The sequence below is a fragment of the Actinobaculum sp. 352 genome (assembly GCF_003957265.1).
Taxonomy (GTDB): domain Bacteria; phylum Actinomycetota; class Actinomycetes; order Actinomycetales; family Actinomycetaceae; genus Asp313.
Window position 1 is genome coordinate 19,908 of sequence record NZ_RQSN01000004.1, and the last position, 22,313, is coordinate 42,220.

A 22,313-nucleotide genomic window follows, 5' to 3' on the forward strand; every position below is an offset into this window, starting at 1 on the left:
CCGCGCCACACGGCGAGCAACATCCTCCGGGCCTGCATCGCGCGAGACACCTGCTCCGGTCAAGTCATGCGGGGCATCCGGCGCCGCATGCTTACGCGGCGCCGCTCCTGCGCCCGAGTGCCGATTTGGCGCATCGGGTCGCTGAGTCACGCCAGAATGTGCATGGGATGAATCATTCATGATTCTGCTATTCTTCCATGATGCCGCCGCGTGCACGATATCCGATGGGTGCGAGCGTGCTCACCTTGCCGCAAATCGCTTTGCCGCTGATCGCCGTGGCGCAGCTCGCCGTGCCGCCGATTGCCAATCGTGCACCTCTCCCGCTGGCGACTATCCCAGTGCCAAACCAGAACTCATAACGATGTAGCAGAAGGGCGCCCACATCAAGATGGAGTCGATGCGGTCAAGCATGCCACCGTGCCCGGGGAAGATCGACCCCATGTCCTTCACACCCAAGTCACGCTTCAGAAGCGATTCCGAAAGGTCGCCCACTGTGGAGCACACAACGGCCAAAGCGGCAAGCAACACCGCCAAATACCAGGGGCGATGTAGGCCGAGTGTGACCAGTAGTACGGCGATCACGAGGGCAAGTGCAAGTGAGCCGACGAAGCCCTCCCAAGATTTCTTTGGGGAGATGGAGGGACTCATCGGGTGCTTACCCCACAGCACGCCGGCCGCCCATCCGCCGGTGTCGTTGGCAACCGGCATGAGGATGAGCAATGCCACCATCCAGCCCGGCTGCGGCAGGTCGGCAAGTGCGACCGCGAAACACCCCAGCAGGGAGATCCATCCGAGTGTGAAGATTGAGGCCATGGCGTCGGCGGGCGTGCCACGGGCGCCGTCGAGAACACGCCAGACGAATACCGTTGCCGCAGCCAGCAAGAACGTGAGGAATCCCCCGGCCAGTCCGGATAGCCATGTGGCGACCACCATGGCCAGGGTTCCAACCCACATCGGGATAAGCGGAATGCGCAGCCCGCGATTCAGGAAGGCCCCTGCCGCCTCCCACAGGCCGATACACAGGGCCACGGCGACTAGCGCAACGAATATCTCAATGCGCACCAACACCGAGGCGGCAACCAGCGCGAGCAGCGCCAATGCCGTGGGTATTGCCGCCTTGAGATTGCGTCCTGCTTTCGACGTGGACTGCTCAGGCGGCGCGGGCGGATGCGGGGCCAGGCGCGCTAGCACACCCGGCCGAGATGACTTATGCACTCCCGGTCGCTTCCGTCAGACCTCGAGGAGTTCCTTTTCCTTGGTCTCCAGTATCTTGTCGACCTGATCAACAAAGCGCTTGGTCAGAGTTTCCAGTTCGGACTCGGCCCGCTTGACCTCATCTTCACCGGCCTCGCCGTCCTTCTTGATCTTGTCGAGGGATTCCTTGGCCTTACGACGTATCGCTCGTACCGAGACCCGGGCCTCCTCCGCCTTGGAGCGAGCCAGTTTGACATAGTCCTTGCGGCGCTCTTCGGTAAGCGGCGGCATGGAAATGCGCAGGACTGCGCCGTCGTCGGTGGGGTTGACTCCGAGGTCGGAATCGCGGATCGCCTTCTCGATGGCGGTCATGGCGGTGCGATCATACGGGGAGATTACAACGGTGCGCGCCTCGGGAATCGCGATTGAGGCCAGCTGTTGCAGCGGTGTGGGGGCACCGTAGTACTCCACCTGAATGGAGTTGAACATCCCGGCGTTGGCACGCCCGGAACGGATATGCCCGAATTCATCTCGGGCTACCTCGATGGCCTTCTCCATTTTCTCTTCGGCCTCGAGCAGTATCTCGTCGATCATGTCACTCTCCTGTTTCGTGCTTGTCTGCTGTGACAAGCGTACCGATCTTCTCACCTCGTAGCGCCCAGGTTACATTGCCGGGGGTTCCCATGCCGAATACGCGCATGGCGAGGTTATTGTCCTGACACAGGGAGAATGCTGCCGCATCAACAACACGCAGCCCCTGTGCAAGTGCATCTTGGTAGGTCAGCCGGTCCAGTTTGACCGCGTCCGGATTGGTCTTCGGATCTGCGGTGTACACGCCGTCCACGCCATTCTTGCCTACCAATAGTTCGTCGCAGCGCAGTTCCAGGGCCCGCTGGGCGGCAACGGTGTCGGTGGAAAAGTACGGCATGCCTGCTCCGGCTCCGAAAACGACAACGCGGCCCTTCTCCAGGTGGCGGATTGCCCGCAGCGGAATGTACGGCTCGGCGATTTGCGTCATCTGAATTGCGGTCTGTACACGGCAGGGGGTTCCGGCCTGCTCCACGAAGTCTTGTAGTGCGATCGCATTCATGACCGTTCCGAGCATTCCCATGTAGTCCGCCCGGGCCCGGTCCATTCCGCGCTGTTGCAGTTCGGCACCGCGGAAGAAGTTTCCACCGCCGACGACGATCGCCACCTGCACGCCGTCCGCCACTGCGGAGGAGATCTCCGATGCAACCCGCGTGAGCACATCGGCATCAAGGCCGACCGCTCCCCCGCCGAACATTTCGCCGGACAGCTTGAGAAGGACGCGGCGCGTGCTGTCGCGATTGTGGTCTCCGATTAAATGGGGCGTTGCAGCGCTGTGTGCGTTCCGAAAACCGGTGCCATCACCGAGTGCAGAGGCCACTGCGATTCCTTTCTGTGAACTCCTCCGTTGAATTCCGGGCGGCGATCTCGCACGCGGCCGCAAGAAATGCCGATGCGGAGAGAACCATCGCCAGCCGGAAGCCATCTGGTCCATGTCCAAGAGTAGCAGTGTGGCGGCACAGTGGCAGCGTCAAGGCACTACGCCACATGGCGGGGCGGCGCGTGGCGGGGCGGCACGCCAAGAACCTCCGCAAACACATCGATAGAAGGGGTACTCCGCCGCGAGGAGAGTCAGCGCGGCTACGCGGTGCAGCGTGGCGAAGTGGATCCGCGTGCAGAGCCAACGAGCAGCGTCACACGCGCCGGTCTTCACCAACGGGACATGCCGCCGCACGAAGAGCCAACACATCTACGGTTAGCGGCTCGTCCTCGCGCGAGAACAGGGGGCTTGGAAATTGGGGAGTTCTCCCCTGGCACCGACTTTTCCGCGGATATTCGCAGAAAAGTGCTCTGTGGCTGTAGTTTCGCGCCCTTTTCTTGTCGGAACCGGCTTTGACCATGGCACTACCAGCACGGAAGACCGGCTTCCGTGCCCGAATTGAAGGGAAAGATTATGAGCTTCAACCAGAACAACGGGGCGCAGAGCCATGACGGCTCGCTGCCGCGCCCCGGCTCTGCCTGGTCGGGATCCTATCCTGCCGCCACCCCACAGGGTGGTACGGCAGGCGCAGCGTACGACGCTGCTGCGGCAGGTGACGGAGCCTCGTCTCCTTATGGAGGTCCTCCTCCGGCGGGTGATGGAACCGCGTTGCCGAAGAAGCGCCGCTGGTACCGCTCCGGAAAGGTATGGGCAATTATCCTGGCTGCCGTCGTCGTGATCGGGGTCATCGGAAGCAGAGGGGACAGCGAAACCGCCACGCATTCTTCAACCACTCGGGCCACTTCAGCGAGCACCTCCGATGGCGGGCGCACGACTGCTGAGGAGTCACAGGAGGCGACTCCGTCGGAAGAAGCGACGGGCGAACCTGAGGCCCCTGCAGAAAGCGAGGCTCCGTCCTACGAGTCCATGCACTTTGAAGGGACGGGTGCCGACGTAATCACGGTAGATGGCCTGGACAACAGCATTCTCTGGGTGGCGCAGGCCACGCACAGCGGTTACTCCAATTTCGCGGTGTGGCCGGTGGACGCGTCGGGGCAGGACATCGACCTGTTGGTGAACGAGATCGGAAGCTACTCCGGTTCGCGCCTCCTCAATGCCGAGGGCGATCCGGCGGCCATCCGCATTGAGGCCGACGGCACGTGGAGCATTGACGTCATCCCCTACACCGATGCACCCGCCTGGGATATGGCGCAGCCGTACACCGGCCACGGTGACACGGTTGTACGGATCACCGGCGATACGGACTCGCTGACAACGGTCCATCTGACCCATGCGGGTCAGTCCAACTTCATCGTCATCGCCTACGACGACGGCGACTGGTTCTTCCCGCTGAATCTGATGGTCAATGAGATTGGCAGCTACGACGGCCGCACCGTACTGCCGAACGGGACGACGGTACTCGATATCATGGCCGACGGCGACTGGAGCATCACCGCTGAGTGAGCGCTAGCGCAAACTGGTTTTGAGGTCGGGGCTGGGCGGAATGCCTGGCCCCGGCCTATATTCAATGCGGTGGTAGCGGACGCTTTTTAGTCGCCAAGGTGGTAGTGCCCGGCTCTACAGTCGCTGAGTCTCGTTCGCATCCTTCGGCGCGGTCCCCTGACCTTGTTCGTCCGCACCGTGTTGTCTTTGTAGGCATCGCGTGTCGCCTTTGCAGATAATGAATTCCCGGACAGAATCTACGGTCTGCTTCTTGGCTCGGTTGGTGGAGTGATCTTCCTCAGATCCCTCAGTGGACGGAGACTTGGCTTCCGTGCTTTTGTAGCTCTCCGCTAGTTGGTCAAGAGACTGCTCAATTCGACGTTGAATTTCCCTGACCTTAAACTCCTCCTCCCTACGAATTCGCATGAAGATGTAATCCGTGGCAGAAGAGTTTCCCTTGCGGCGTCCGATTAGCCATCCGATCAGCCACAGGAGAAAATGCGACACTGCCAGCGCGCCGAGCCCTACCAGAATTTGTAGCCAGTGCCATCCGCTAGGCGCGCGGAATAACACGACCGGTGCCAAAACTCCAGCTGTTGCTAGTCCGAATAACCCGAGCATTATCCGCTCTTCAAACGTTTCTGGACTGGCGATGGACCTCAGGTCTCTATTCACACGCATGCACAGCCATTTGGCGCATGTCCAGCGCCAGAGCCCTGTAACCGCAATCGCAGAACAACCGAACCAGAACCATAACCAACCTGACCCACCGCTTGCATTTCCACCATTCAGAGGGGTAATTCCGCCCAGTATGCGTGCGACGATCACCGCCAACAATACGACGATCACCGCCAACAAAATGCAGCAAGCGCACCCTCGCTTCTGATCGGAACTGGTGCGGGCTGACGCGATCTCTTTGGCATTCGGGGACTGCCGGATCGGGCATGTGTCTAACGCCACTTTCACCAGCGACCACTCTGCGAAGACAGTTCCACTGAAGTAGGCAGCTCGATTGAGCATGGCACGCCCATCGATGAAATTGAAAAGTGAGACCACCGATGCAGCCACAACGTAGGCAAACAGGCCCGCAATCCACCCATCTGCCCGCTTATCCTGCAACGACACAAGGCAACACGGCACTAAAAGAAATACAACCGAAATAAGCCAGATCCAGAACACGAATTGGACATTTTGATTTGCAACCAACACCTCGTCACGCCTCGTAGGCATCTCCCTCGCAGGGGTCTCCCACTCGCCTCCGCCAGGATCGCTAATCGTCCAGTCTCCCGTTCGCACCCCTGCGTCGTCACATTTGTACCTAACGGGCATGTGATTCACGAGCCTCTCTATCGCGGCACGGAACTGCTCAATGCGCGCATATGGCTCCCTGCCCCGAACACGTAGAACCGCTGTAATCAACGTCATGGCGGTAAGACTCGATCCTACGTATGCAAGCAAGGCGGATGTTGGAACATACGCCCACAACTTTACCCAACTGATGAATTCGCAGAGAACCTGAGAATCACTCCTGCCGGAGTGGTTCCAGAGCGCGAGAATACCGAACCATAGCGCAACACCAAAAATCAAAGTAGCAAGATTATCCATTAGCTCATCTCTCAGCCGCCACGAACTCGAGTTCAGGAAGCTATTCTCGGCGAGAGGCTTCGTTCCCTTCCAGTCATATGACGGCGGGACTCCATCACGTGAATCGTAGATTTTGTCGATAGTCGTGGCGCCATCCCCGCTCCCTTGCTTTCGAGTCCGCAATACGTTAATAAGCCCTTCCGCCAGTTCCCGTGTTGTAACCTCAATCGGCCCCTTTGTATCGTCAGCAGGTTCTTCGCCGTCTGCCGTGAAGGACATCGCTGCTCTTCCCTTCGATTGTCAACGGTGACGTGGCACTGCGCTGCGCCGTGCCGGAAGTGTTGATCAAGGCCCAGTATGGCAGAGGACATCTTAAAAGCCAAGTCACTTTAACAGATCTGCACCATGTGCCACGGCAACCGCCTACTGCGCAGTCTACGACGCCAGATCCTTTCCGCGTCTTATGCAGCCCCGTGGTACCTGCTTACTCCACCCACACCCCGGAGCTTCCGCGCCGGTGGGAGCCGACCAGATGGGTGTCCACAATTCCCGCCGCTTCCATGAGCGCGAACGCCGTCGTCGGGCCAACGAATGAGAAGCCGGCACGTTTCAATGCGCGTGCCATGGCAACCGATTCCGGGGACGTGGTCGGCACCTCGGCCATGGTGCACGGCCGCGGCGTCGCCTCCGGCTTGAAGGACCACAGGAACTCAACCAGTCCGCCCTCTTCGCGGAGCCGAATCGTCGCCTGTGCATTGTTGATCGTCGCTTCGATTTTGCGGCGATTACGAACGATTGACGGGTCTGCCAGCAGCCGGGCGACGTCGTCGTCGGTAAACCCGGCAACTACGTCCGGTTCAAAATTCGCGAAGGCGCGGCGGAAATCCTCGCGTTTGCGCAGAATCGTCACCCAGGACAGCCCGGACTGGAAGGCCTCCAAGCTGAGACGTTCAAAAAGCCCGCGCTCGCTGCGCACCGGCATTCCCCACTCGGTGTCGTAATACTCGCGCAGCAACGGGTCCGACGCAGCCCACACCGGGCGGGCCAGGCCATCCTCACCGATGACTAGGTCACTTACATCGCTCATCAGAACTCCCGCTTCGTTCATTTGGCCCTGTCCCGCTAACGTACCATGCGGCTTATCCGTTCCCGCCCACACACCACCTACGCATCCCTCTGCGTGGCCCTGTTCCCGGGAAAGCCGCCGAACGTGTCAAGATAGACCCATGCGAGGGATCATGACTGTTACCGGGTTGGACCACACAGGGATTATTGCCGCCGTCTCCACGGCGTTGGCGGAGCAGAATGCCAACATCACCAATGTGTCGCAGACGCTCATGGGCGACTACTTCACCATGATCCTGCAGGTCGACTTCGACGAAACGCAGACCCCGCTGGCGCAGCTACAGGAACTCATGGCTCAGGTTGGTGAGGCGCAGGGGCTGGAAATCCGCATCCAGTCCGAAGCCATCTTCAACGCCATGCATCGGCTCTGAGCACGGAGACACCATGGCAATGGACACCGCAGAGAACATTCTCGAAACCATCCACATGATCCGCGAGGATCGCCTCGATATCCGAACCGTCACCATGGGCATCTCTCTGCTCGACTGTGCCGACGCCGACGGCGAGCGCGCCCGCGAACGCTGCCGGGAACGTATCGTCACCCGCGCCGCCTACCTGGTATCAACCTGCGAGGAAATCGAGGCCGAACTCGGCATCCCTATTATTAACAAGCGCATCTCCGTCACCCCCATCGCACTGGTGGCCGCCGCCTCGCGCGAACGTGATCTCACGCCCTGGGCCGCAATGCTCGACGACGCGGCCAAAACCGCCGGTGTCGATTTCATCGGCGGTTTTTCAGCGCTGGTGGAAAAGGGCAGCACCACCGGCGACGAGGCATTGATGGAGTCCATTCCGCAGGCCCTTTCCACCACGGATATCGTCTGCGCCTCGGTGAATATCGGCTCCTCCCGCGCCGGCATCAACATGGACGCGGTCGCTCGGATGGGCGCGGCCATCAAAGAAAGCGCGCAGGCCACGCCGAACGGCCTGGGGGCCGCCAAGTTGGTAGTCTTCGCCAACTCGGTTGGCGATAATCCGTTCATGGCCGGGGCTTTCCACGGCATTGAGATGCCCGACTGCGTCGTGTCGGTCGGCGTGTCTGGGCCGGGCGTGATCAAGCGTGCCATCGATGAAGCCGCCGGGCTACCTTTCGACGCCCTGGCCGAAACGGTGAAAAAGGCCGCCTTCAAGGTGACCCGTATGGGTGAATTGGTCGGCACGATGGCCGCCGAACGGCTGGGCGTACGCTTTGGGATCGTGGACCTTTCGCTTGCGCCCACTGCGGAGGTCGGCGATTCGGTAGCGCGCGCGTTGGAAGCAATGGGCCTGGAACGTGTAGGGGCACACGGCACCACAGCCGCGCTCGCTCTGCTCAACGACGCCGTGAAGAAGGGCGGCCTCATGGCCTGCTCGCGCGTCGGCGGCCTCTCCGGCTCCTTCATCCCGGTTTCAGAAGATGAAGGCATGATCGAAGCCGCAGCGCTGGGGGCAATCTCGCTGGAGAAGCTGGAAGCCATGACGGCCATCTGCTCGGTGGGGCTAGACATGGTCGCTATTCCGGGTGACACTCCGGCGACGTCCATCGCGGGCATGATTGCCGACGAGGCAGCCATCGGCGTGATGAACCACAAGACCACCGCGGTGCGAATCATCCCCGCACCGGGAACGGTTGAGGGCGACGTCGTCGAGTTCGGCGGGCTGCTGGGCAAGGCACCAGTGATGGCGGTCAGCCCCTACTCCTCCGAGGCTTTTATGGCGCGCGGCGGAATCATCCCGGCCCCCGTGCACGGGTTTAAGAACTAGCAGAGGTTCTTGAGTCGCATATCTGCGCCGAATGCCATAGTTTATCGTGCCCCTATGCGCGCCGCCGCTCGACTGGCTCAACTCCGCCATCTCCTGGTCGTCCACCAGCAGATACGGTACAAGTTGAGACACTTTGGGTTCTATCTCAACCCTTGGTCTTCGGACACCGGCGTCGCGCATAATGATTGAGACTTCTTATGCCACCAGCGATGATGGCCAGATGTCTAGAAGGGAATGCACGCGATAATGTCCGAGGCAGACGCAGACAACGATCACAGCGCCGCACCACGTCTCAAGTCCGACTATGCATTGTGGCTAGGCGCATCAACCTCAGATATGCTCGGGCGCTCACTCTGCAACATAGCGCTGCCGTATGTGATCGTCTCCCTCACCGGCTCCACTGGCAGCGCGGGTTTGGTCGAGACCGTCGGAATGGTCGCATACCTGGCCGTCACACTGTTCGGCGGCGTCGTTGTAGACCGGATTGACCGGCGACGAGGAATGTACGCACGCGGCCTATCTGGTGCGGTTCTATGGCTCGCTCTCGCACTGCTGCTTGTATCCGGGATGCTGAGACTCTGGCATGTCTTTGTGATCGTGGTGGCCATCCGTGTGTTGGACGGCCTGTTCGGGATGGCGGACAATGCGGCGTTACGTTCAATCGTCACTGACGACGTCGCCTTTACCCGTGCAGTCTCTATCAACCAGGCCCGGAATGCTGTGGTCAGGATAGGCGGCGGTCCACTGGGCGGTTTCCTGTACGGCATTGTTCATGCGCTACCATTCTTTGTTGCATCAGTCCTGCTTGCTCTTCTCGCCCTGCTAGCAAGACTGATTCGCGTAGATCTGCGACCCCCGCAGCCGAGCGAGCATAATCAGAGCCAAGACCCTGACCAGCCTTCCAAGCGGTCTCCGCAAGGCGATGACCACACAGCGAGCGCCGTTCGGCCAGAGAGCGGCTGACAGGTTCGCAGAGTCTTCACCGACATCGCGGACGGTTTCCGCTTCATCTGGAATGAACCGGCAATGCGAGCGAGCCTGCTGATTCTCATGCTTGTCAACACCGGCTTCGCTTTTACCTTGAACTCGGCGAGCTACCACCTCATTCGTTCCGGGTACTCGGCCTTCCAGCTGTCCCTTTTGGAGGCCCTATATGCGGTCCTCATGATTATCGGCTCCGCTCTGGCAAGTCGTTTTATACAGCGCTTACGCGCGGGCCGAGTACTAGTGGCCACATTTCTCGTAATGTTTGGGATTTCCGCCGCCTCAGCGGTTAACCACACGTACGTCGCATTACTCGTCTGGCTCGCGTTGTATGGTCTAGTGTTTCCCTTCGTCGCATCCGTGATGCAGGGTTATGCCTTCTCCACCACGCCGGGAGCACTGCAAGGCCGCGTTAACTCAGTACTCGCGATGAGCGAGCTACTGTTGACGGCGTCTGTTCCCGCTATCACCGGTGTGCTTGTCCAACAGGGATACGCCACGCCCTCTTTCGGTCTGGGCGCTCTCATTGCAGGACTGGCAGTGTTGGCCCTATTGGCTAGCCGCAGCTTACGGACGCTGGGTAAGCCGTCGCAGTGGCATGCCGATTCTCCCGTCAGCGACGACAATAGCGCATGAGTGCAGTTTCCTCACGTTCTCGCATGCAGGCATTCCTAGCCAGCCTACCTGCAGATTCAGACGCGAACTCCGTTGTGGAAGCTGGCCTGTTGGAAGCCGTAAATGCCGGCATATCGACGCTACCCGAGGCCCGCATCGGGTAGCGCTCTGAGGCCGACTATTCACCGCAAACTACGCGATCTGAGATTAAGGGTGAAGCGTGTTGGTAGGAAAAGCCTGCGCCCTGCGCCATTAGCTCGCGTTGGACCTGTGCAGTTTCCCGTAAGCGGCCTAAGCTTTGGCCCGTGATAACGGTATCGCGCTGAAAGCCGTAACCGGGCACCTTATCCCTCCTGCGATGTCAGAATTCCGCCATGCCCTGCCCGTGTTAGCGGTGTCCTGTGCGGTCCTGTCCGCAGTCACGGCCTCTGCGTGCTGGAGCGAGTGATGGGAACTTGTCCAAATCCCGTCCAAACGAAACCCGCCCAGTTGAGGGGAGCCGCGAAATCCGCGAGATTCCGCCACTTCTTAAGTGGAACCAATCAAGTTTTCGTTCGTTTGGACGGGATTTGGACATCGCCCGAGCGACTTCACTTCGAAACGACTCCCGAACGCCTAGCTCGGACGCCCAAACTGGCAACTGCAACTTCCCCAAAGCAGCACTGGTCCTGTTCTTGGGTGGCAGCGCCATTTGCTCCGCGCGGAACACGAATAACCTGCGTACTGGTGGTGTGAAGTTGCCGGTACAACTTGCCCGCGCACAACGTGAGGGGCCCGAGCGCTGGCGATTTGACGTTGTCCGCATCTCTTTCCGGCGCACAACTCGAAGGGCCCGAGCGCCGAATCTGTCTCGAAGTTGCCGGTACAACTTGCCCGCGCACAACTCGAAGGGCCCAAGCGCCGAATCTGTTGCGAGTTACCGGTGTAACCTGTTCCACGCACAACGCAAAAGGCCCCGCACCTTGCGGTACGGGACCTTTCCAGCGCGTCATGCCCGAAGGCGGTTCGCACCGCATTATTCAGCTCTTTGCGCATTCCACGCGCTCGTTATCCCGCGAGGTGCATCGTGTGCCAGCAATCGCTGCACGAGTCCTTGCGGAGCGCGAGCGCTCGGCGGTACCTCACTCAGAGGCGCCCACGCGGATACGGACGAAACCGGTGACCTTGCCGCCAGACTGCTTGACAACCTCGCTGACCGGGGTCTTCGGATCGCGGGCGTAGCCCTGCTCCAGCAGCACCGCCGACTTATAGAAGCCATTCATACGGCCCTCGACGATCTTCGGCACGGCCTTCTCCGGCTTACCCTCGGCGATGGTTGTCTCGGTTGCGATGCGCTTCTCGCTTTCCACGACCTCAGCCGGGACGGATTCGCGATCCAGGTAGCTGGGGCTCAGCGCAGCCACGTGCACGGCGATGTCGTGGGCGATGGGGGCGCCAGCGGCGTCGGTTGCAACCAGCACGCCAACCTGCGGAGGCAGATCGGGGTTCGTGCGGTGCATGTACGCCTCCACATGCTCGCCCTCCAGCACGCTGATATGCGATACCTCAAGCTTCTCGCCGATGATGGCGATCATGCCCTCAATACGGTCCTTAACCGTGCCCTCACCGAGGGAGGCGGCCAGCAGCGTCTCCACATCGGTGGCCTCCGAAACGACGGCGGCTTCGAGGATCTCCTCGGCCATGGCGATGAACTTCTCGTTCTTCGCCACGAAATCGGTCTCGGCGTTGACCTCAACCAGCACACCGCGCTGGCCGGAATCGGTATCGCGAACGGCGGATGCAACCAGACCGTTAGAGGCGGTGCGGCCTTCACGCTTCGACACCGACTTCAGGCCCTTGACGCGGATGATCTCCTCCGCCTTAGCGGCGTCGCCGTCCGCCTCGGTGAGGGCGTTCTTCACGTCCAGCATGCCGGCACCGGTCTTATCACGCAGTGCCTTAATATCGGCAGCCGTGAAATTTGCCATGGGTTAATGCTCCTTTATTTTGACTGCGATCGGGATCTTGCCGCGAATCAGGCCTGCTCGGCAGGTGCGTCAGCGGCCGCGGATGTTGCGGGAGCCTCGGCGGCCTCTTCCGCAGGGGCGGCCTCTGCAGCGGCTTCCTCGGAGGCTTCGCTTGCGGACTCAGCGGCTTCCGGAGCCGCGGCAGTCTCGGGGGCCTCAGGCGCTGCGGCGGCCTCGGGAGCCTCCGCTGCATCGCTCGGCGCAGCCTCGCTGGCTGCCAGCATCTCGCGCTCCCATTCGGGCATGGGCTCTTCGGCGCTGTCTGATCCAACACCACTGCCGCGAGCCATCAGGCCATCGGCGACGGCGTCGGCAACCACGCGGGTCAGCAGCGAAACGGCACCGATGGCGTCGTCATTGCCCGGAATCGGGTAGGTGACCTCGTCGGGGTCACAGTTGGTATCGAGGATTGCCACGATGGGCAGGCCGAGCTTATTCGCCTCGGACACAGCCAGGTGTTCCTTCTTCGTGTCCACAATCCACACTGCGGAGGGCACCTTGGACATATCGCGGATTCCGCCCAGGGTGCGCTCCAGCTTCTCCTTCTCGCGCCGCATCATCAGCAGTTCCTTCTTCGTGCGGCCAGCCGAAGCGACGTCGTCGAAGTCGATCTGCTCCAGTTCCTTCAGGCGCTGCAGGCGCTTGTGAACGGTAGAGAAGTTGGTAAGCATTCCGCCAAGCCAGCGCTGGTTCACATACGGCATACCAACGCGCTCTGCCTGCTCACGAATGGCTTCCTGCGCCTGCTTCTTCGTGCCGACGAAGAGGATGGTGCCACCGTGGGCGACCGTCTCCTTCACGAAGTCGTAGCTGCGATCAATATCGGTGATCGTGCGCTGCAAGTCAATGATGTAAATCGAGTTGCGCTCGGTGAGGATGTAACGCTTCATCTTCGGGTTCCAGCGGCGGGTCTGATGCCCGAAGTGGACGCCGGCTTCAAGCAGCTGGCGCATGGTAACGACTGCCATGGTCGTCCTTTCTCAAGCGCACGCCGAAGCGTGCTATGGGTTGCTGTGCACGGCGGGATTGCCGAGCACCCTAGTGTTCACGACGACGCCGCCCCGTTGCCGGGGACCTTGGCTATCGCGCCGCAGCCATGCCACGGTTTTGAACACGCGAAGTCGACCAGTTCAAAACTGGCCGCCTCATGAGTTTAGCGGAAAAGCGCCGTCTTAAGCCACTGTGGGAGCCTCGGTGAGCGGTGGGCTTGGCAACAGGATGCCAGGGATAGCAACGGCCTGCGGCGATACAGCTCTCCACAGCCGCGTCTATGTCGTTCCCTTCCACAGGCGGAAGCCCGGGGTTTCCTCTATTGCTCCGCCCATGAAGACTCTCCCTATGAGAAGCAGACTGTCAGCACTTAGTATCGTGAGCCTTTTGTCGCTCTTCGCCGCAGCCGTACTGCCTGCTGCGGCCGGAACCCGTGAGCATACCGCAGCGACCCATGATGCTGCGGTATACACCGTAGCCTTCCCAGCGGCGAGGGCCACATCCTCTCCCAGTACCATCACCTCCGGCGAGCTGCCAACCACCGAGCGAGCGGAGACCGCATATGACTGGCCATCCGGTCACGAGGTACCGGTGCTCCGCGCATTCAGCCCTCCCGCACAGCGCTGGCTCTCCGGGCATCGCGGCGTTGACCTGGCATTGAATGAGGGAGACACGGTTTACGCCGCGGGAGCCGGGAGCGTTGTGTATGCGGGAAGGCTCAATGATCGCAATGTCATTTCGATCGAGCATTCCGGGGGTTTACGCACGACCTACGAGCCGGTGGCGCCCACGGTGAAACGTGGCGATCACGTGGAGTGCGGCGATCCCATAGGAACGGTGGAGGGTACACATTGCGGGCCTTTTGCCTGCCTGCATTGGGGAGCGAAGTACTCGGACGATCGCTATATCGATCCACTATCACTGCTGCACAAAAAGGTGATCAGGCTGTGGCGATAACGTCCCGTGCTTGCCGGGTGCTTGCCGGGCCTCCCGGCGTTATCGCAACCTTCCAATGGGTACAGTCCCAACCTGCGGGGGAAAGATGTGCGGAGTTGTTACCTTGACCATGTGCCGCCTGCACAGTCCCGACCTGCGAGATGGCTTTTCATGACTCACACGGCAAGTGACGCGTCGGCCAGCACAGTCCCGACCGGCGGGAAGGCTTTGGTGGTTTCGTCCGACGAGTTCTTGAATGAGTCACGCGGCCTTGCCGTCGAGGCCGACGACGCCGGGCAAGGCGGCCTTCCACAGCCCGGTTACCATCCTCGCGATTCCTAAAACGTCGGTCTCGGTATGGCGATCTCCGCTGGAGCGGCAAAGTCAAGAAAGCCTCCACAGCTGGAGAGTAATAGCCGGCGAGGATTAAGCGCGCGGGTGGGCCTGGGTGAAAGCGGAACGCAGACGCTCCGCACTGACATGGGTGTAACGCTGAGTGGTGGAAAGCGAGGCGTGCCCGAGGATTTCCTGCACGGTACGCAGGTCGGAACCGCCTTCCAGCAGGTGGGTCGCAGCTGAGTGCCGCAAGTCGTGTGGCGAGATGTCCGGCACTCCTGCCTCCGCGGCCAGGCGATGAACAATGTGCCGCAGCGTACGCGGGTCAAGGCGTTTGCCATGCACGCCCAGGAACAGTGCCTTCGTCGGTTCTTTCAAGAAACTCGCCCTCACCTCAAGATAAGAGCTGATCGCCCGCATGGCGGGAACACCGTAGGGCACAACGCGTTCCTTGTTTCCCTTTCCGACCACTCGTACCGTCGAATCCGCACCCAGGGAGTCGACATCCAGCGAGCACAACTCGCTGATACGCAACCCGGAGGCGTAGAGCAGTTCCAGGGCGGCGGCGTCGCGAAGATGTTCCGGTGTGCCATCGAGGGAACGATCATGCACGTAGCTCATGAGTTCTCGTGCTTGCTGCTGCGTTAGCACATGGGGCAATTCACTGTCGGCACGCGGAGCCTTCAGGCGCCCTGCCGCGTCTACACGCGTATAGCCGCATCGATGCAACCAGGAGCTGAAAGTACGGATTGAGGCCGAGTGCCGTGCCAAGGATGAGCGCGCCTGGCCGGAGGCCTGCAACTGGGCAAGCCATGCCCTGACGTCAGCCAACTCCAACTGCGAAAGGTCGAGGGGATCGGCGGGATCGACTCCCGCCAGGTCGGCCACGAACTCCAGAAGAGACCGCGCCTCGTACACATAGGCGGCAATCGTATGTTCCGAGAGTCCGCGACGCAGGCGCAGTTCGCCGGCATACTCGTCAAGCACGCCGTCGATCAGAATCCCTGTCGCCATGCCTCCAGCCTAAGCCAGGCTGGTTCACGCCTTCACGCTCGCCACACCGGGGCATCGTCAAACCGCGGTACCGGGGGCATACTCCTCACACCGGCGCATTATCAAATCCACCGCACCGTAGCAGCATCAAGCCACATCACCGCAACACCATCAAACCCGCCATACCGGGGTCAAACTCCCCACGCGGGCACACCATTAAATCCACCGCACCGTAGCAGCATCAAGCCACACCACCGCAACACCATCAAACCCGCCCTGCCGCAGCACAGCCGACGCCCCTACAGATTGCGCTGGAATCAGACTTCTTCCACCGCCTCACCACCGGCGTGGTTCACGTACCGAGGCATCACTCAACGCGTTGGCCGCGCCAAACGCCAGAGACCGTCGACGTTCTCAGCCACGCCAGCGACTTCCAGCATGCCCAGTCCGCGCAAAGTTTCACCTATTGCCAGGCCTGCCGTCGTCGCTATGCTCTCAACACCACAAGCTCTCTTCACCGGCAAGGCATCGCGCACCCGCACCGCAAGCGGGTCACCGGCCATGGCATCGTCAACCCGTTGCCCGTTGGCAGCTTGCCGCCTGTCCGATGCCGTACTTTTCGCCCCTCGGGCAAGCTTCTGGACACCAAACAAACCTCCCACCAGCTCAAGAATCTCCTCCACGTTCGTCACGCAGGTCGCGCCCGCGCGCAGCAGGCGGTGGCATCCTGCCGAGTGCACAGAGGTCACCGGGCCGGGAACAGCGCCAAGCGGCCTGCCGATTTCCAGTGCGTGATGCGCCGTCGACAGCGCTCCGGAACGATGCGGCGCCTCCACGACGACGCATCCGCTCGCCAGAGCTGCAATGATCCGGTTACGGGCAAGGAATCGATGCCGTAAGGGTGAGGCTCCGGGAGGAGATTCTGATACAAACAATCCTCCGGCGGCGAGCACCTGGCGGAACAGTCCGGCGTTCGCCGCGGGATATGGCCGATCAACGCCGTTAGCCATGACGATGATCGTATCCCCGCCGGCCGCGAGCGCTCCCCCGTGAGCGGCGGCGTCGATCCCGAATGCGCCGCCGGACACCACGCCTATTCCACGCTCTGCCAGTTCGAAGGCCAAATTACGAGCGAGGGACAACCCGTAGTCGGTCGCATCCCGTGACCCGACAATAGCCACACCGGTGCCAGCGAGAAGATTCACGTTCCCCTGGCACCACAGCCCTAGGGGGCGAACCGCATCAAGATCATCGAGTTGCTGCGGCCACAACGGGTCACCCGGCATCACGAAAGCCCCCAGCGCGGCGATCCGATCAGCATCATGATCGAAGGCCGCATCGTCAAGGCGGTGACTCCATCGACCCACCGCCTGCTGCAGCCGCGCATCGCAGGGTTGGCCCTTCCCCACCACTTCGCGCAACCAGTCGAGGGCGGCCGCATAGCCCAGATTCGAGGTGAGTGCAACGGCTGCGGCATCTTCTCCCTCCGCTATACGGGTCCACGCCATTGCGGCCCGACGCTCGCGGGAAACCGCGGTAGCCTGCCCCGCCTCATACTGCCCCGCTTCAGACCGCTCCGCAGACTCATACTGCTCCGCAGAGTCCCTATGCCGCTCCATAGAATCCTCCCCTTAAGCGATACGTGAACGCCTGGTGAAAGTCGCCTTGATCTGGCGAATCATGGCCTGCCAAGTCGGCAATGGTCCAGGCCAAACGGAAGACCTTGTCGACGGCGCGCATGGTAACCTCCCCTTGCGCGAGAGCCCGGTCCAGATCGCGCACCACAGCCTGCGGCACATCCACGTGACGCCGCAGCCACGTACCCGGAACCTGCGCGTTGCGTGTCCACGGAGTACCCGCCAGGCGCCTGCGCTGCCTCTCCCGCGCCCGGAGCACCCTCTCCGCCACCCGGGCGCTCGGTTCAGGCTCCCCCGCCATGGCCAGAGCTGCTCGCGAGGGCCGATGCAGTACAACATTCAGGTCAAAGCGATCCAATAGCGGTCCGCCGATCCGGCGGAAATAGTCGCGCCGTTCACGCACCGAGCATGTGCATTTGCCCGGCCCGTCCAAATACCTGCCACAGCGGCAAGGATTTGCCGCGCCAATGAGTTGAAAACTCGCCGGGAAAGAGACCGTGGCTCGGGCGCGGTGTATCTCCACGCGTCCAGACTCCATCGGTTGGCGAAGTGCCTGTAGGGCGTGGGTGGAGAACTCCGGAAGTTCGTCGAGGAACAGCACGCCACGGTGCGCACGCGAAGCCGCTCCAGGGCGTGGTACGGACCCGCCACCCACCAGTGCAACCGCGCTGGCCGTATGGTGCGGCGCGGCAATGGGAGGCACGTGGCTGATTCTTCCGGTGAAATCGCCAGTCACCGATGCAATGGCGGCAACTTCCACCGCCTCATCGGTGCTCAGAGCCGGGAGAATACCCGGAAGGCGGCAGGCCAGCATCGACTTGCCAATTCCGGGCGCACCCGTCATCAGCAGATGGTGTCCGCCGGCCGCCGCAACTTCCAGGGCCCGCCGCGCCTCCACTTGGCCGCGTACATCACATAAGTCAGGCAATGACTCGGTAGCGGCCTGGGATTCAGAGTATGGCACCGGCTCCTTGGGAATACCTGAACAGGTGACTCCGGCGGCAACAGCCAATTGGCTCAAATGCCAGACCTCCGTTGCTGGCACATGCGCCAGCTCAGCCTCCCCGCCGCTTCCCCACGGAACGATCATGCGCTGTGCCTGTTCTCGGTGTGCGGCCAGAGCCGCGGGAAGAACGCCGCGCACCCGCCGCACGGACCCATCCAGGCCCAGCTCACCCAACAGATAGGTACCCGATTCGCTGGACCGTCCACCCATGGCGCCGAGAATCGCCACCGCGATCCCCAGGTCAAATCCTGTTCCAGTTTTCGGCGTGTCGGCGGGCGATAGGTTGACGGTCAGTCGTGCTGAAGGGAAGGTGATCCCCGATGCCGCAAACGCAGCTCGCAGGCGCTCCCGCGATTCGGACACTGCGGTATCCGGCAGCCCGACGATGGTGAACGATGGCAGCCCAGAAAGGATGGCCGCCTCAATCCGTACCGGATGCCCTTCCACCCCCACCACCGACATCGCCTGTGCCACGCCGATTATCATGCGATGTCCTCGATATGAGTGAGAGTCCATGTGCCCTCGCGGTGAACGGTGATTGCGACCAGATCCACGGCGAGATGCGGCGCATGGATCTGCTGGTCGGCAATCCACTGCACCAGCAACCGCCGCAAACGCGCGAGCTTTTCCCGCGATATCGCCTCAACTGCCGGCACGCGGGAACCTGCGTGCCGTGTTTTCACCTCCACAGCGACGACGGCGTGGCGCTGCGGATCGGTACACACGAGATCGAGTTCGCCACTGCGGCAGCGCCAATTCCTACCATGAACCGTCCAGCCACGAGCGGCCAGCTCATTCGCGGCAATGGATTCACCCCACTGCCCCAGTTCGCGCGGCGTGAGCCTTTCGACCGACGCCGTCGCAGTCGGATCCCCCAGAGAACCATCATCGGCACGCTCCGAGGAACTGCGCGCCGATTCTGCTAATGACATCCCATATGATTCACTGCTCATGAGACAAGCCAAGCGTGCATGGTCCTGTATCTCTACGCTGGTGGCTATCCTGGGGATAGTTAGCTCATTTCGTTCCCTGTGGAGATCTCGCTCGCAGCACACGCGTCGACGAAAGCTTGACGTCAGTATCGCGCTTGACACCAGTCTCCTGGTTGGCGCTGATCGCGCGAGAACGGAACAATGAACACATCACCGCCCCAAAACATTGATGCACATGGACCAAATCATCACCATGGAACACGGCAGGATACGCGAAACCGGCACCTTCAACGAACTCGTCACAACCGATGGACCATTCGCACGCCTCGTCAAAGACTCCCGCGAATAACCAACACCCAGACGCCTTATCGGGCCAGTTGAGATCTGGGCCCACCTGCCCTCTCGGAGTCACCGCCCCGATTGCCTTCCCGGTCCAGTCACCATCTCGGCCCGGTTAGGTTCGCGGCCAAGTCACCGTTCGGGCTGGAGTTACCCTCTTAGCCCGGTTGCCCCTACTCCGGCAAGTCGAGTTCGCGGGTGATGTCCTGCTTGTTGAGCTCTTCGACATTCACATCCTTAAAGGTGACCACCCGCACCGAGCGCACGAAACGCGAGGTGCGGTAGATATCCCACACCCACGCATCAGACAGATTGACTTCGAAAAACACGTCTCCTCCGGACGACGCACGGACCTTCACGTCGACGTCGTTGGCGAGGTAGAAGCGACGCTCCGTCTCCACTACGTACCGGAAGATCTTGACGACGTCGCGGTATTCGCGATAGAGGGCAAGCTCCTGTTCGGCTTCGTACCCTTCGATGTCACTCATTCATCCTCCTTGTGTGAAAGCTCCAATTGGGAAGGCTCTGGTTGTGAGACCGCTGGTTGTATGCGCCCCGCCTCAGAGGGTTCGAGGGGCGAGGGCTCCGATTGGGAAAGACCTGGCAAACGCCACGATACGCGGTGTTGCGGCGAAGTGCCCAACTCCCGCAAAGCTGCGATATGCGCGGGCGAGGCGTAGCCCTTGTTTCTTGCCCAATCGTAGCCCGGATGCTGCGTATCAAGCGTGACCATCAACGCGTCCCGCTCCACTTTCGCTGCCACCGAAGCCGCCGCGATCACAGCGCAAGACGCATCGCCCTTCATCTTGGTGAGGACGGGAAGGTCAGGCAGTAACGGCGCCGCATCGAAAAGGGGCGCATCCGTCCACCAATTCACATTGCCGTCAAGAAGCACGGCCAACGGCCTGTGCCCCGCCGCGATCAACGTCGAGAGCGCATTGGCAGCGGCATGGCGCAAGGCCGCCATGATTCCCTCGCGATCAACAACATCCGGACCAGCGTGCCCGACAGCAACATCCACCGCCCACTGCCTGCACAGCGGTGCGAGCCTGGTACGAGCTGCAGCGCTCAATTGCTTGGAGTCGCGCAGGCCGACGGGAAAGTCGTCTGAGGTACCTGAACCGATAAGTGCGATTCCCACGCTGACCGGTCCTGCCAACGCACCTCGACCAACCTCATCGACGCCCGCTACTAGTGCATCTTCACCGGCACGTTCACGAACACGGGCCAGCAGCGCCAGCTCTTCCTCACGGGTCGGGGTGATAGGGATGCCATCTCCTTTTGCTCTAGTGGTTATGCTCTACTGGTCCGCAACCGCCTATTTGACACCGTCGGTTACCTGACTGAGTTGTTAGTTATCAGGGACCTGCGCAAAGACGTCGGAGGCATCTTCCAACCCTCCCGCATGGGAGAAAGGATAGAAAACCGCCCACACTCTGCCCACAACGTTATCAACCGGAACGAAACCATCACCCGTCTGACTCTGGTGTGCCCGCGAGTCGCGCGAGTTGGAACGATTATCGCCCATGACCCATAACTCGCCCTCCGGAACGGTCACCTTGAACTCCTGCAACGAAGGCGCCATGCCCTCATCCAGATAGGTCTCCTCGATCTCCACACCGTTGACCATGAGATTGCCATCGGCACTGCAACAGCTCACCGTATCGCCGCCCACACCAATAACTCGTTTGACCAGGTGCTGGCCCGCGTCGCCGGGAAGCAGGCCGACCGCTTGGAGGGTACGCGACCCCCAGCGCTGCCAGGCTGGTCTAGTGTCTTCGGTCTTGTCGAGCCATCCCCCAGGATCAACGAATACGACGACATCGCCCCGGTGAATGTCCTCCTCGTCCGTCGCCATCCGGTTGACTACGATCCGGTCGCCGGTCATCAGAGTTGTTTCCATGGAGCTGGAGGGCACGTAGAAAGCCTGCAGAAAGAACGTCTTAATTACGACGGAAAGCAGCAGGGCCGCCGCAACGATTGCGACGAACTCGATAAGTGAGCGGGTACGAGACGATTTCTTCTCGGCCGTTGTCTCAGCTTCCTCGTCGCGGATATCCTCCGGATCCCGCGCTGCGGAATCCTTGGACTCTTCAGAGGACGTGCGTGCCCGCGTCTCCGCCCTCTCGGCCGCTGCTTCACCTGTACCGCCTTTGCGTTGGGCGTTGCCTCCTTTGGGCGGGAACGACGGAGGCATTTGCTCCGCTACCCGCTCCAGAGCGGCCGCCTCCTCTAGGCCCTCTGACTGGGCCAGCTGCGAATCACGGGCAACAGGAGAATCGCTGGCAGCATTACCTGCCGCCAGTCTTTGGGAACCGGGGACGTTCCTTGCGTCCTCGGCGTCCGCCTGACCGGCGTCGTGATCTGCCGCCATTCCTGCTCCTTGCTGCGGCCCGCCTGCTTATGTGCGGGCACTCGTTGTCTCATCGGGTTAGCACCCGCCTAGAATGTTAGCCAAAAAGTCAGGCCCGCCGCGATTGCGACGGGCCTGTTAGGAATATTGACCAGAATGTGATCGATGCCAGGCTCAATGCCAAGCCTTACTCTGATCGCCGCATTCCGGCTGAAGAAGTTCAGTTCTCTTCGCGGCGTTCCTTTACCTTTGCGGCCTTACCGTGACGCTCGCGCAGGTAGTACAGTTTCGCACGCCGAACATCACCGCGGGTGACGACCTCAATGGACTCAATGGACGGTGAATGGACCGGGAACGTCCTCTCCACACCGCAACCAAAGGAGACCTTACGCACGGTGAACGCCTGCCGGATGCCAGAACCGTTGCGAGCGAGCACAACACCCTGGAATGCCTGCGTACGCGTGCGATTGCCTTCGACGACTCGCACGTTGACACGGACGGTGTCGCCTGCCCGGAACTCGGGAACGTCGTCGCGAAGCAGCGGAGCCTCGACGAAATCGAGAGTTTGCATTGTATTCTCTTCCTTCCGC

General features: G+C 61.2%; 23 protein-coding genes. 8 read left to right on the forward strand and 15 right to left on the reverse strand.

Features of this window, described 5'->3' with window-relative positions; genetic code table 11:
• Nucleotides 1-330: 330 nt before the first annotated feature.
• The 3 genes from EKN07_RS05250 to pyrH are packed head-to-tail and all read right to left on the reverse strand — an operon-like array spanning nt 331 to nt 2,536.
• Nucleotides 331-1,215 (reverse strand): phosphatidate cytidylyltransferase, encoded by an 885-nt coding sequence (locus EKN07_RS05250; protein WP_108715890.1) that lies wholly within the window; start codon nt 1,213-1,215, stop codon nt 331-333.
• Between the two features lie 15 nt (nt 1,216-1,230).
• A complete protein-coding gene (gene frr, locus EKN07_RS05255) occupies nt 1,231-1,788 on the reverse strand; it encodes a ribosome recycling factor (protein WP_108715891.1) in 558 nt (185 codons plus the stop codon).
• Between the two features lies 1 nt (nt 1,789).
• Nucleotides 1,790-2,536 carry a UMP kinase gene (gene pyrH, locus EKN07_RS05260; RefSeq protein ID WP_126145908.1) on the reverse strand — a complete coding sequence of 249 codons (747 nt, stop codon included), beginning with the start codon at nt 2,534-2,536 and terminating at the stop codon, nt 1,790-1,792.
• A gap of 615 nt (nt 2,537-3,151) precedes the next feature.
• Here pyrH and EKN07_RS05265 point away from each other — a divergent pair.
• Complete coding sequence (locus tag EKN07_RS05265) at nt 3,152-4,165, forward strand: hypothetical protein (protein WP_108715892.1); 1,014 nt, start codon at nt 3,152-3,154, stop codon at nt 4,163-4,165.
• 114 nt (nt 4,166-4,279) lie between these two features.
• Here the strand turns inward: EKN07_RS05265 and EKN07_RS05270 are convergent, their stop codons facing one another.
• Together EKN07_RS05270 and EKN07_RS05275 are read right to left on the reverse strand one after the other, a co-directional pair.
• Nucleotides 4,280-6,007, reverse strand: coding sequence for a hypothetical protein (locus tag EKN07_RS05270; protein WP_108715893.1), 1,728 nt, complete (start codon nt 6,005-6,007; stop codon nt 4,280-4,282).
• Nucleotides 6,008-6,212: 205 nt separating this feature from the next.
• Nucleotides 6,213-6,815: a DNA-3-methyladenine glycosylase I gene (locus EKN07_RS05275; RefSeq protein ID WP_126145820.1), complete on the reverse strand. Its 603-nt coding sequence runs from the start codon at nt 6,813-6,815 to the stop codon at nt 6,213-6,215.
• A gap of 139 nt (nt 6,816-6,954) precedes the next feature.
• Between EKN07_RS05275 and EKN07_RS05280 the strand changes: the two genes are divergently transcribed.
• The 5 genes from EKN07_RS05280 to EKN07_RS12825 all read left to right on the forward strand — a co-directional run bounded on the left by EKN07_RS05280 (nt 6,955) and on the right by EKN07_RS12825 (nt 10,359).
• The gene (locus EKN07_RS05280; protein ID WP_108715894.1) at nt 6,955-7,224 is read left to right on the forward strand and encodes an ACT domain-containing protein; all 270 of its coding nucleotides are present in this window, start codon (nt 6,955-6,957) and stop codon (nt 7,222-7,224) included.
• Nucleotides 7,225-7,237: 13 nt separating this feature from the next.
• A complete protein-coding gene (locus tag EKN07_RS05285) occupies nt 7,238-8,596 on the forward strand; it encodes a PFL family protein (protein WP_126145821.1) in 1,359 nt (452 codons plus the stop codon).
• A gap of 246 nt (nt 8,597-8,842) precedes the next feature.
• On the forward strand, nt 8,843-9,559 hold the full coding sequence (locus EKN07_RS05290) for an MFS transporter (RefSeq protein ID WP_164505495.1): 717 nt from the start codon (nt 8,843-8,845) through the stop codon (nt 9,557-9,559).
• Nucleotides 9,560-9,622: 63 nt separating this feature from the next.
• Entirely contained in the window at nt 9,623-10,216 is a 594-nt protein-coding gene (locus EKN07_RS05295) for an MFS transporter (RefSeq protein WP_126145822.1), read from the forward strand.
• Nucleotides 10,213-10,359: a hypothetical protein gene (locus tag EKN07_RS12825; protein WP_206435680.1), complete on the forward strand. Its 147-nt coding sequence runs from the start codon at nt 10,213-10,215 to the stop codon at nt 10,357-10,359. The genes EKN07_RS05295 and EKN07_RS12825 overlap by 4 nt, the downstream gene beginning before the upstream one ends.
• A gap of 957 nt (nt 10,360-11,316) precedes the next feature.
• Here the strand turns inward: EKN07_RS12825 and tsf are convergent.
• Nucleotides 11,317-12,162 carry a translation elongation factor Ts gene (tsf, locus tag EKN07_RS05300; RefSeq protein ID WP_126145823.1) on the reverse strand — a complete coding sequence of 282 codons (846 nt, stop codon included), beginning with the start codon at nt 12,160-12,162 and terminating at the stop codon, nt 11,317-11,319.
• A 47-nt stretch (nt 12,163-12,209) separates the two neighbouring features.
• Nucleotides 12,210-13,169: a 30S ribosomal protein S2 gene (gene rpsB / locus EKN07_RS05305; protein WP_108715897.1), complete on the reverse strand. Its 960-nt coding sequence runs from the start codon at nt 13,167-13,169 to the stop codon at nt 12,210-12,212.
• A gap of 370 nt (nt 13,170-13,539) precedes the next feature.
• Here rpsB and EKN07_RS13005 point away from each other — a divergent pair, with 370 nt between their 5' ends.
• Together EKN07_RS13005 and EKN07_RS12520 are read left to right on the forward strand one after the other, a co-directional pair.
• The gene (locus tag EKN07_RS13005; protein ID WP_108715898.1) at nt 13,540-14,148 is read left to right on the forward strand and encodes a M23 family metallopeptidase; all 609 of its coding nucleotides are present in this window, start codon (nt 13,540-13,542) and stop codon (nt 14,146-14,148) included.
• Between the two features lie 150 nt (nt 14,149-14,298).
• On the forward strand, nt 14,299-14,469 hold the full coding sequence (locus tag EKN07_RS12520) for a hypothetical protein (protein ID WP_164505496.1): 171 nt from the start codon (nt 14,299-14,301) through the stop codon (nt 14,467-14,469).
• An 84-nt stretch (nt 14,470-14,553) separates the two neighbouring features.
• On the opposite strand, the gene EKN07_RS05315 is transcribed toward EKN07_RS12520, so the two are convergent.
• From EKN07_RS05315 to rplS, 8 genes are all read right to left on the reverse strand, one after another.
• Nucleotides 14,554-15,477 carry a tyrosine recombinase XerC gene (locus tag EKN07_RS05315; RefSeq protein ID WP_108715899.1) on the reverse strand — a complete coding sequence of 308 codons (924 nt, stop codon included), beginning with the start codon at nt 15,475-15,477 and terminating at the stop codon, nt 14,554-14,556.
• Between the two features lie 350 nt (nt 15,478-15,827).
• A complete protein-coding gene (gene dprA / locus EKN07_RS05320; protein WP_108715900.1) occupies nt 15,828-17,075 on the reverse strand; it encodes a DNA-processing protein DprA in 1,248 nt (415 codons plus the stop codon).
• The gene (locus EKN07_RS05325; protein ID WP_108715901.1) at nt 17,062-18,585 is read right to left on the reverse strand and encodes a YifB family Mg chelatase-like AAA ATPase; all 1,524 of its coding nucleotides are present in this window, start codon (nt 18,583-18,585) and stop codon (nt 17,062-17,064) included. The genes dprA and EKN07_RS05325 overlap by 14 nt, the downstream gene beginning before the upstream one ends.
• Nucleotides 18,582-19,052 carry a YraN family protein gene (locus EKN07_RS05330; RefSeq protein ID WP_126145824.1) on the reverse strand — a complete coding sequence of 157 codons (471 nt, stop codon included), beginning with the start codon at nt 19,050-19,052 and terminating at the stop codon, nt 18,582-18,584. The genes EKN07_RS05325 and EKN07_RS05330 overlap by 4 nt, the downstream gene beginning before the upstream one ends.
• A 491-nt stretch (nt 19,053-19,543) precedes the next feature.
• Nucleotides 19,544-19,858 carry a DUF2469 domain-containing protein gene (locus tag EKN07_RS05335; protein ID WP_108715903.1) on the reverse strand — a complete coding sequence of 105 codons (315 nt, stop codon included), beginning with the start codon at nt 19,856-19,858 and terminating at the stop codon, nt 19,544-19,546.
• On the reverse strand, nt 19,855-20,610 hold the full coding sequence (locus tag EKN07_RS05340; protein ID WP_206435686.1) for a ribonuclease HII: 756 nt from the start codon (nt 20,608-20,610) through the stop codon (nt 19,855-19,857). The genes EKN07_RS05335 and EKN07_RS05340 overlap by 4 nt, the downstream gene beginning before the upstream one ends.
• 111 nt (nt 20,611-20,721) lie before the next feature.
• Nucleotides 20,722-21,744 carry a signal peptidase I gene (lepB, locus tag EKN07_RS05345; RefSeq protein ID WP_240611220.1) on the reverse strand — a complete coding sequence of 341 codons (1,023 nt, stop codon included), beginning with the start codon at nt 21,742-21,744 and terminating at the stop codon, nt 20,722-20,724.
• Between the two features lie 199 nt (nt 21,745-21,943).
• The gene (rplS, locus tag EKN07_RS05350; RefSeq protein WP_108715905.1) at nt 21,944-22,294 is read right to left on the reverse strand and encodes a 50S ribosomal protein L19; all 351 of its coding nucleotides are present in this window, start codon (nt 22,292-22,294) and stop codon (nt 21,944-21,946) included.
• Nucleotides 22,295-22,313 lie beyond the last annotated feature (19 nt).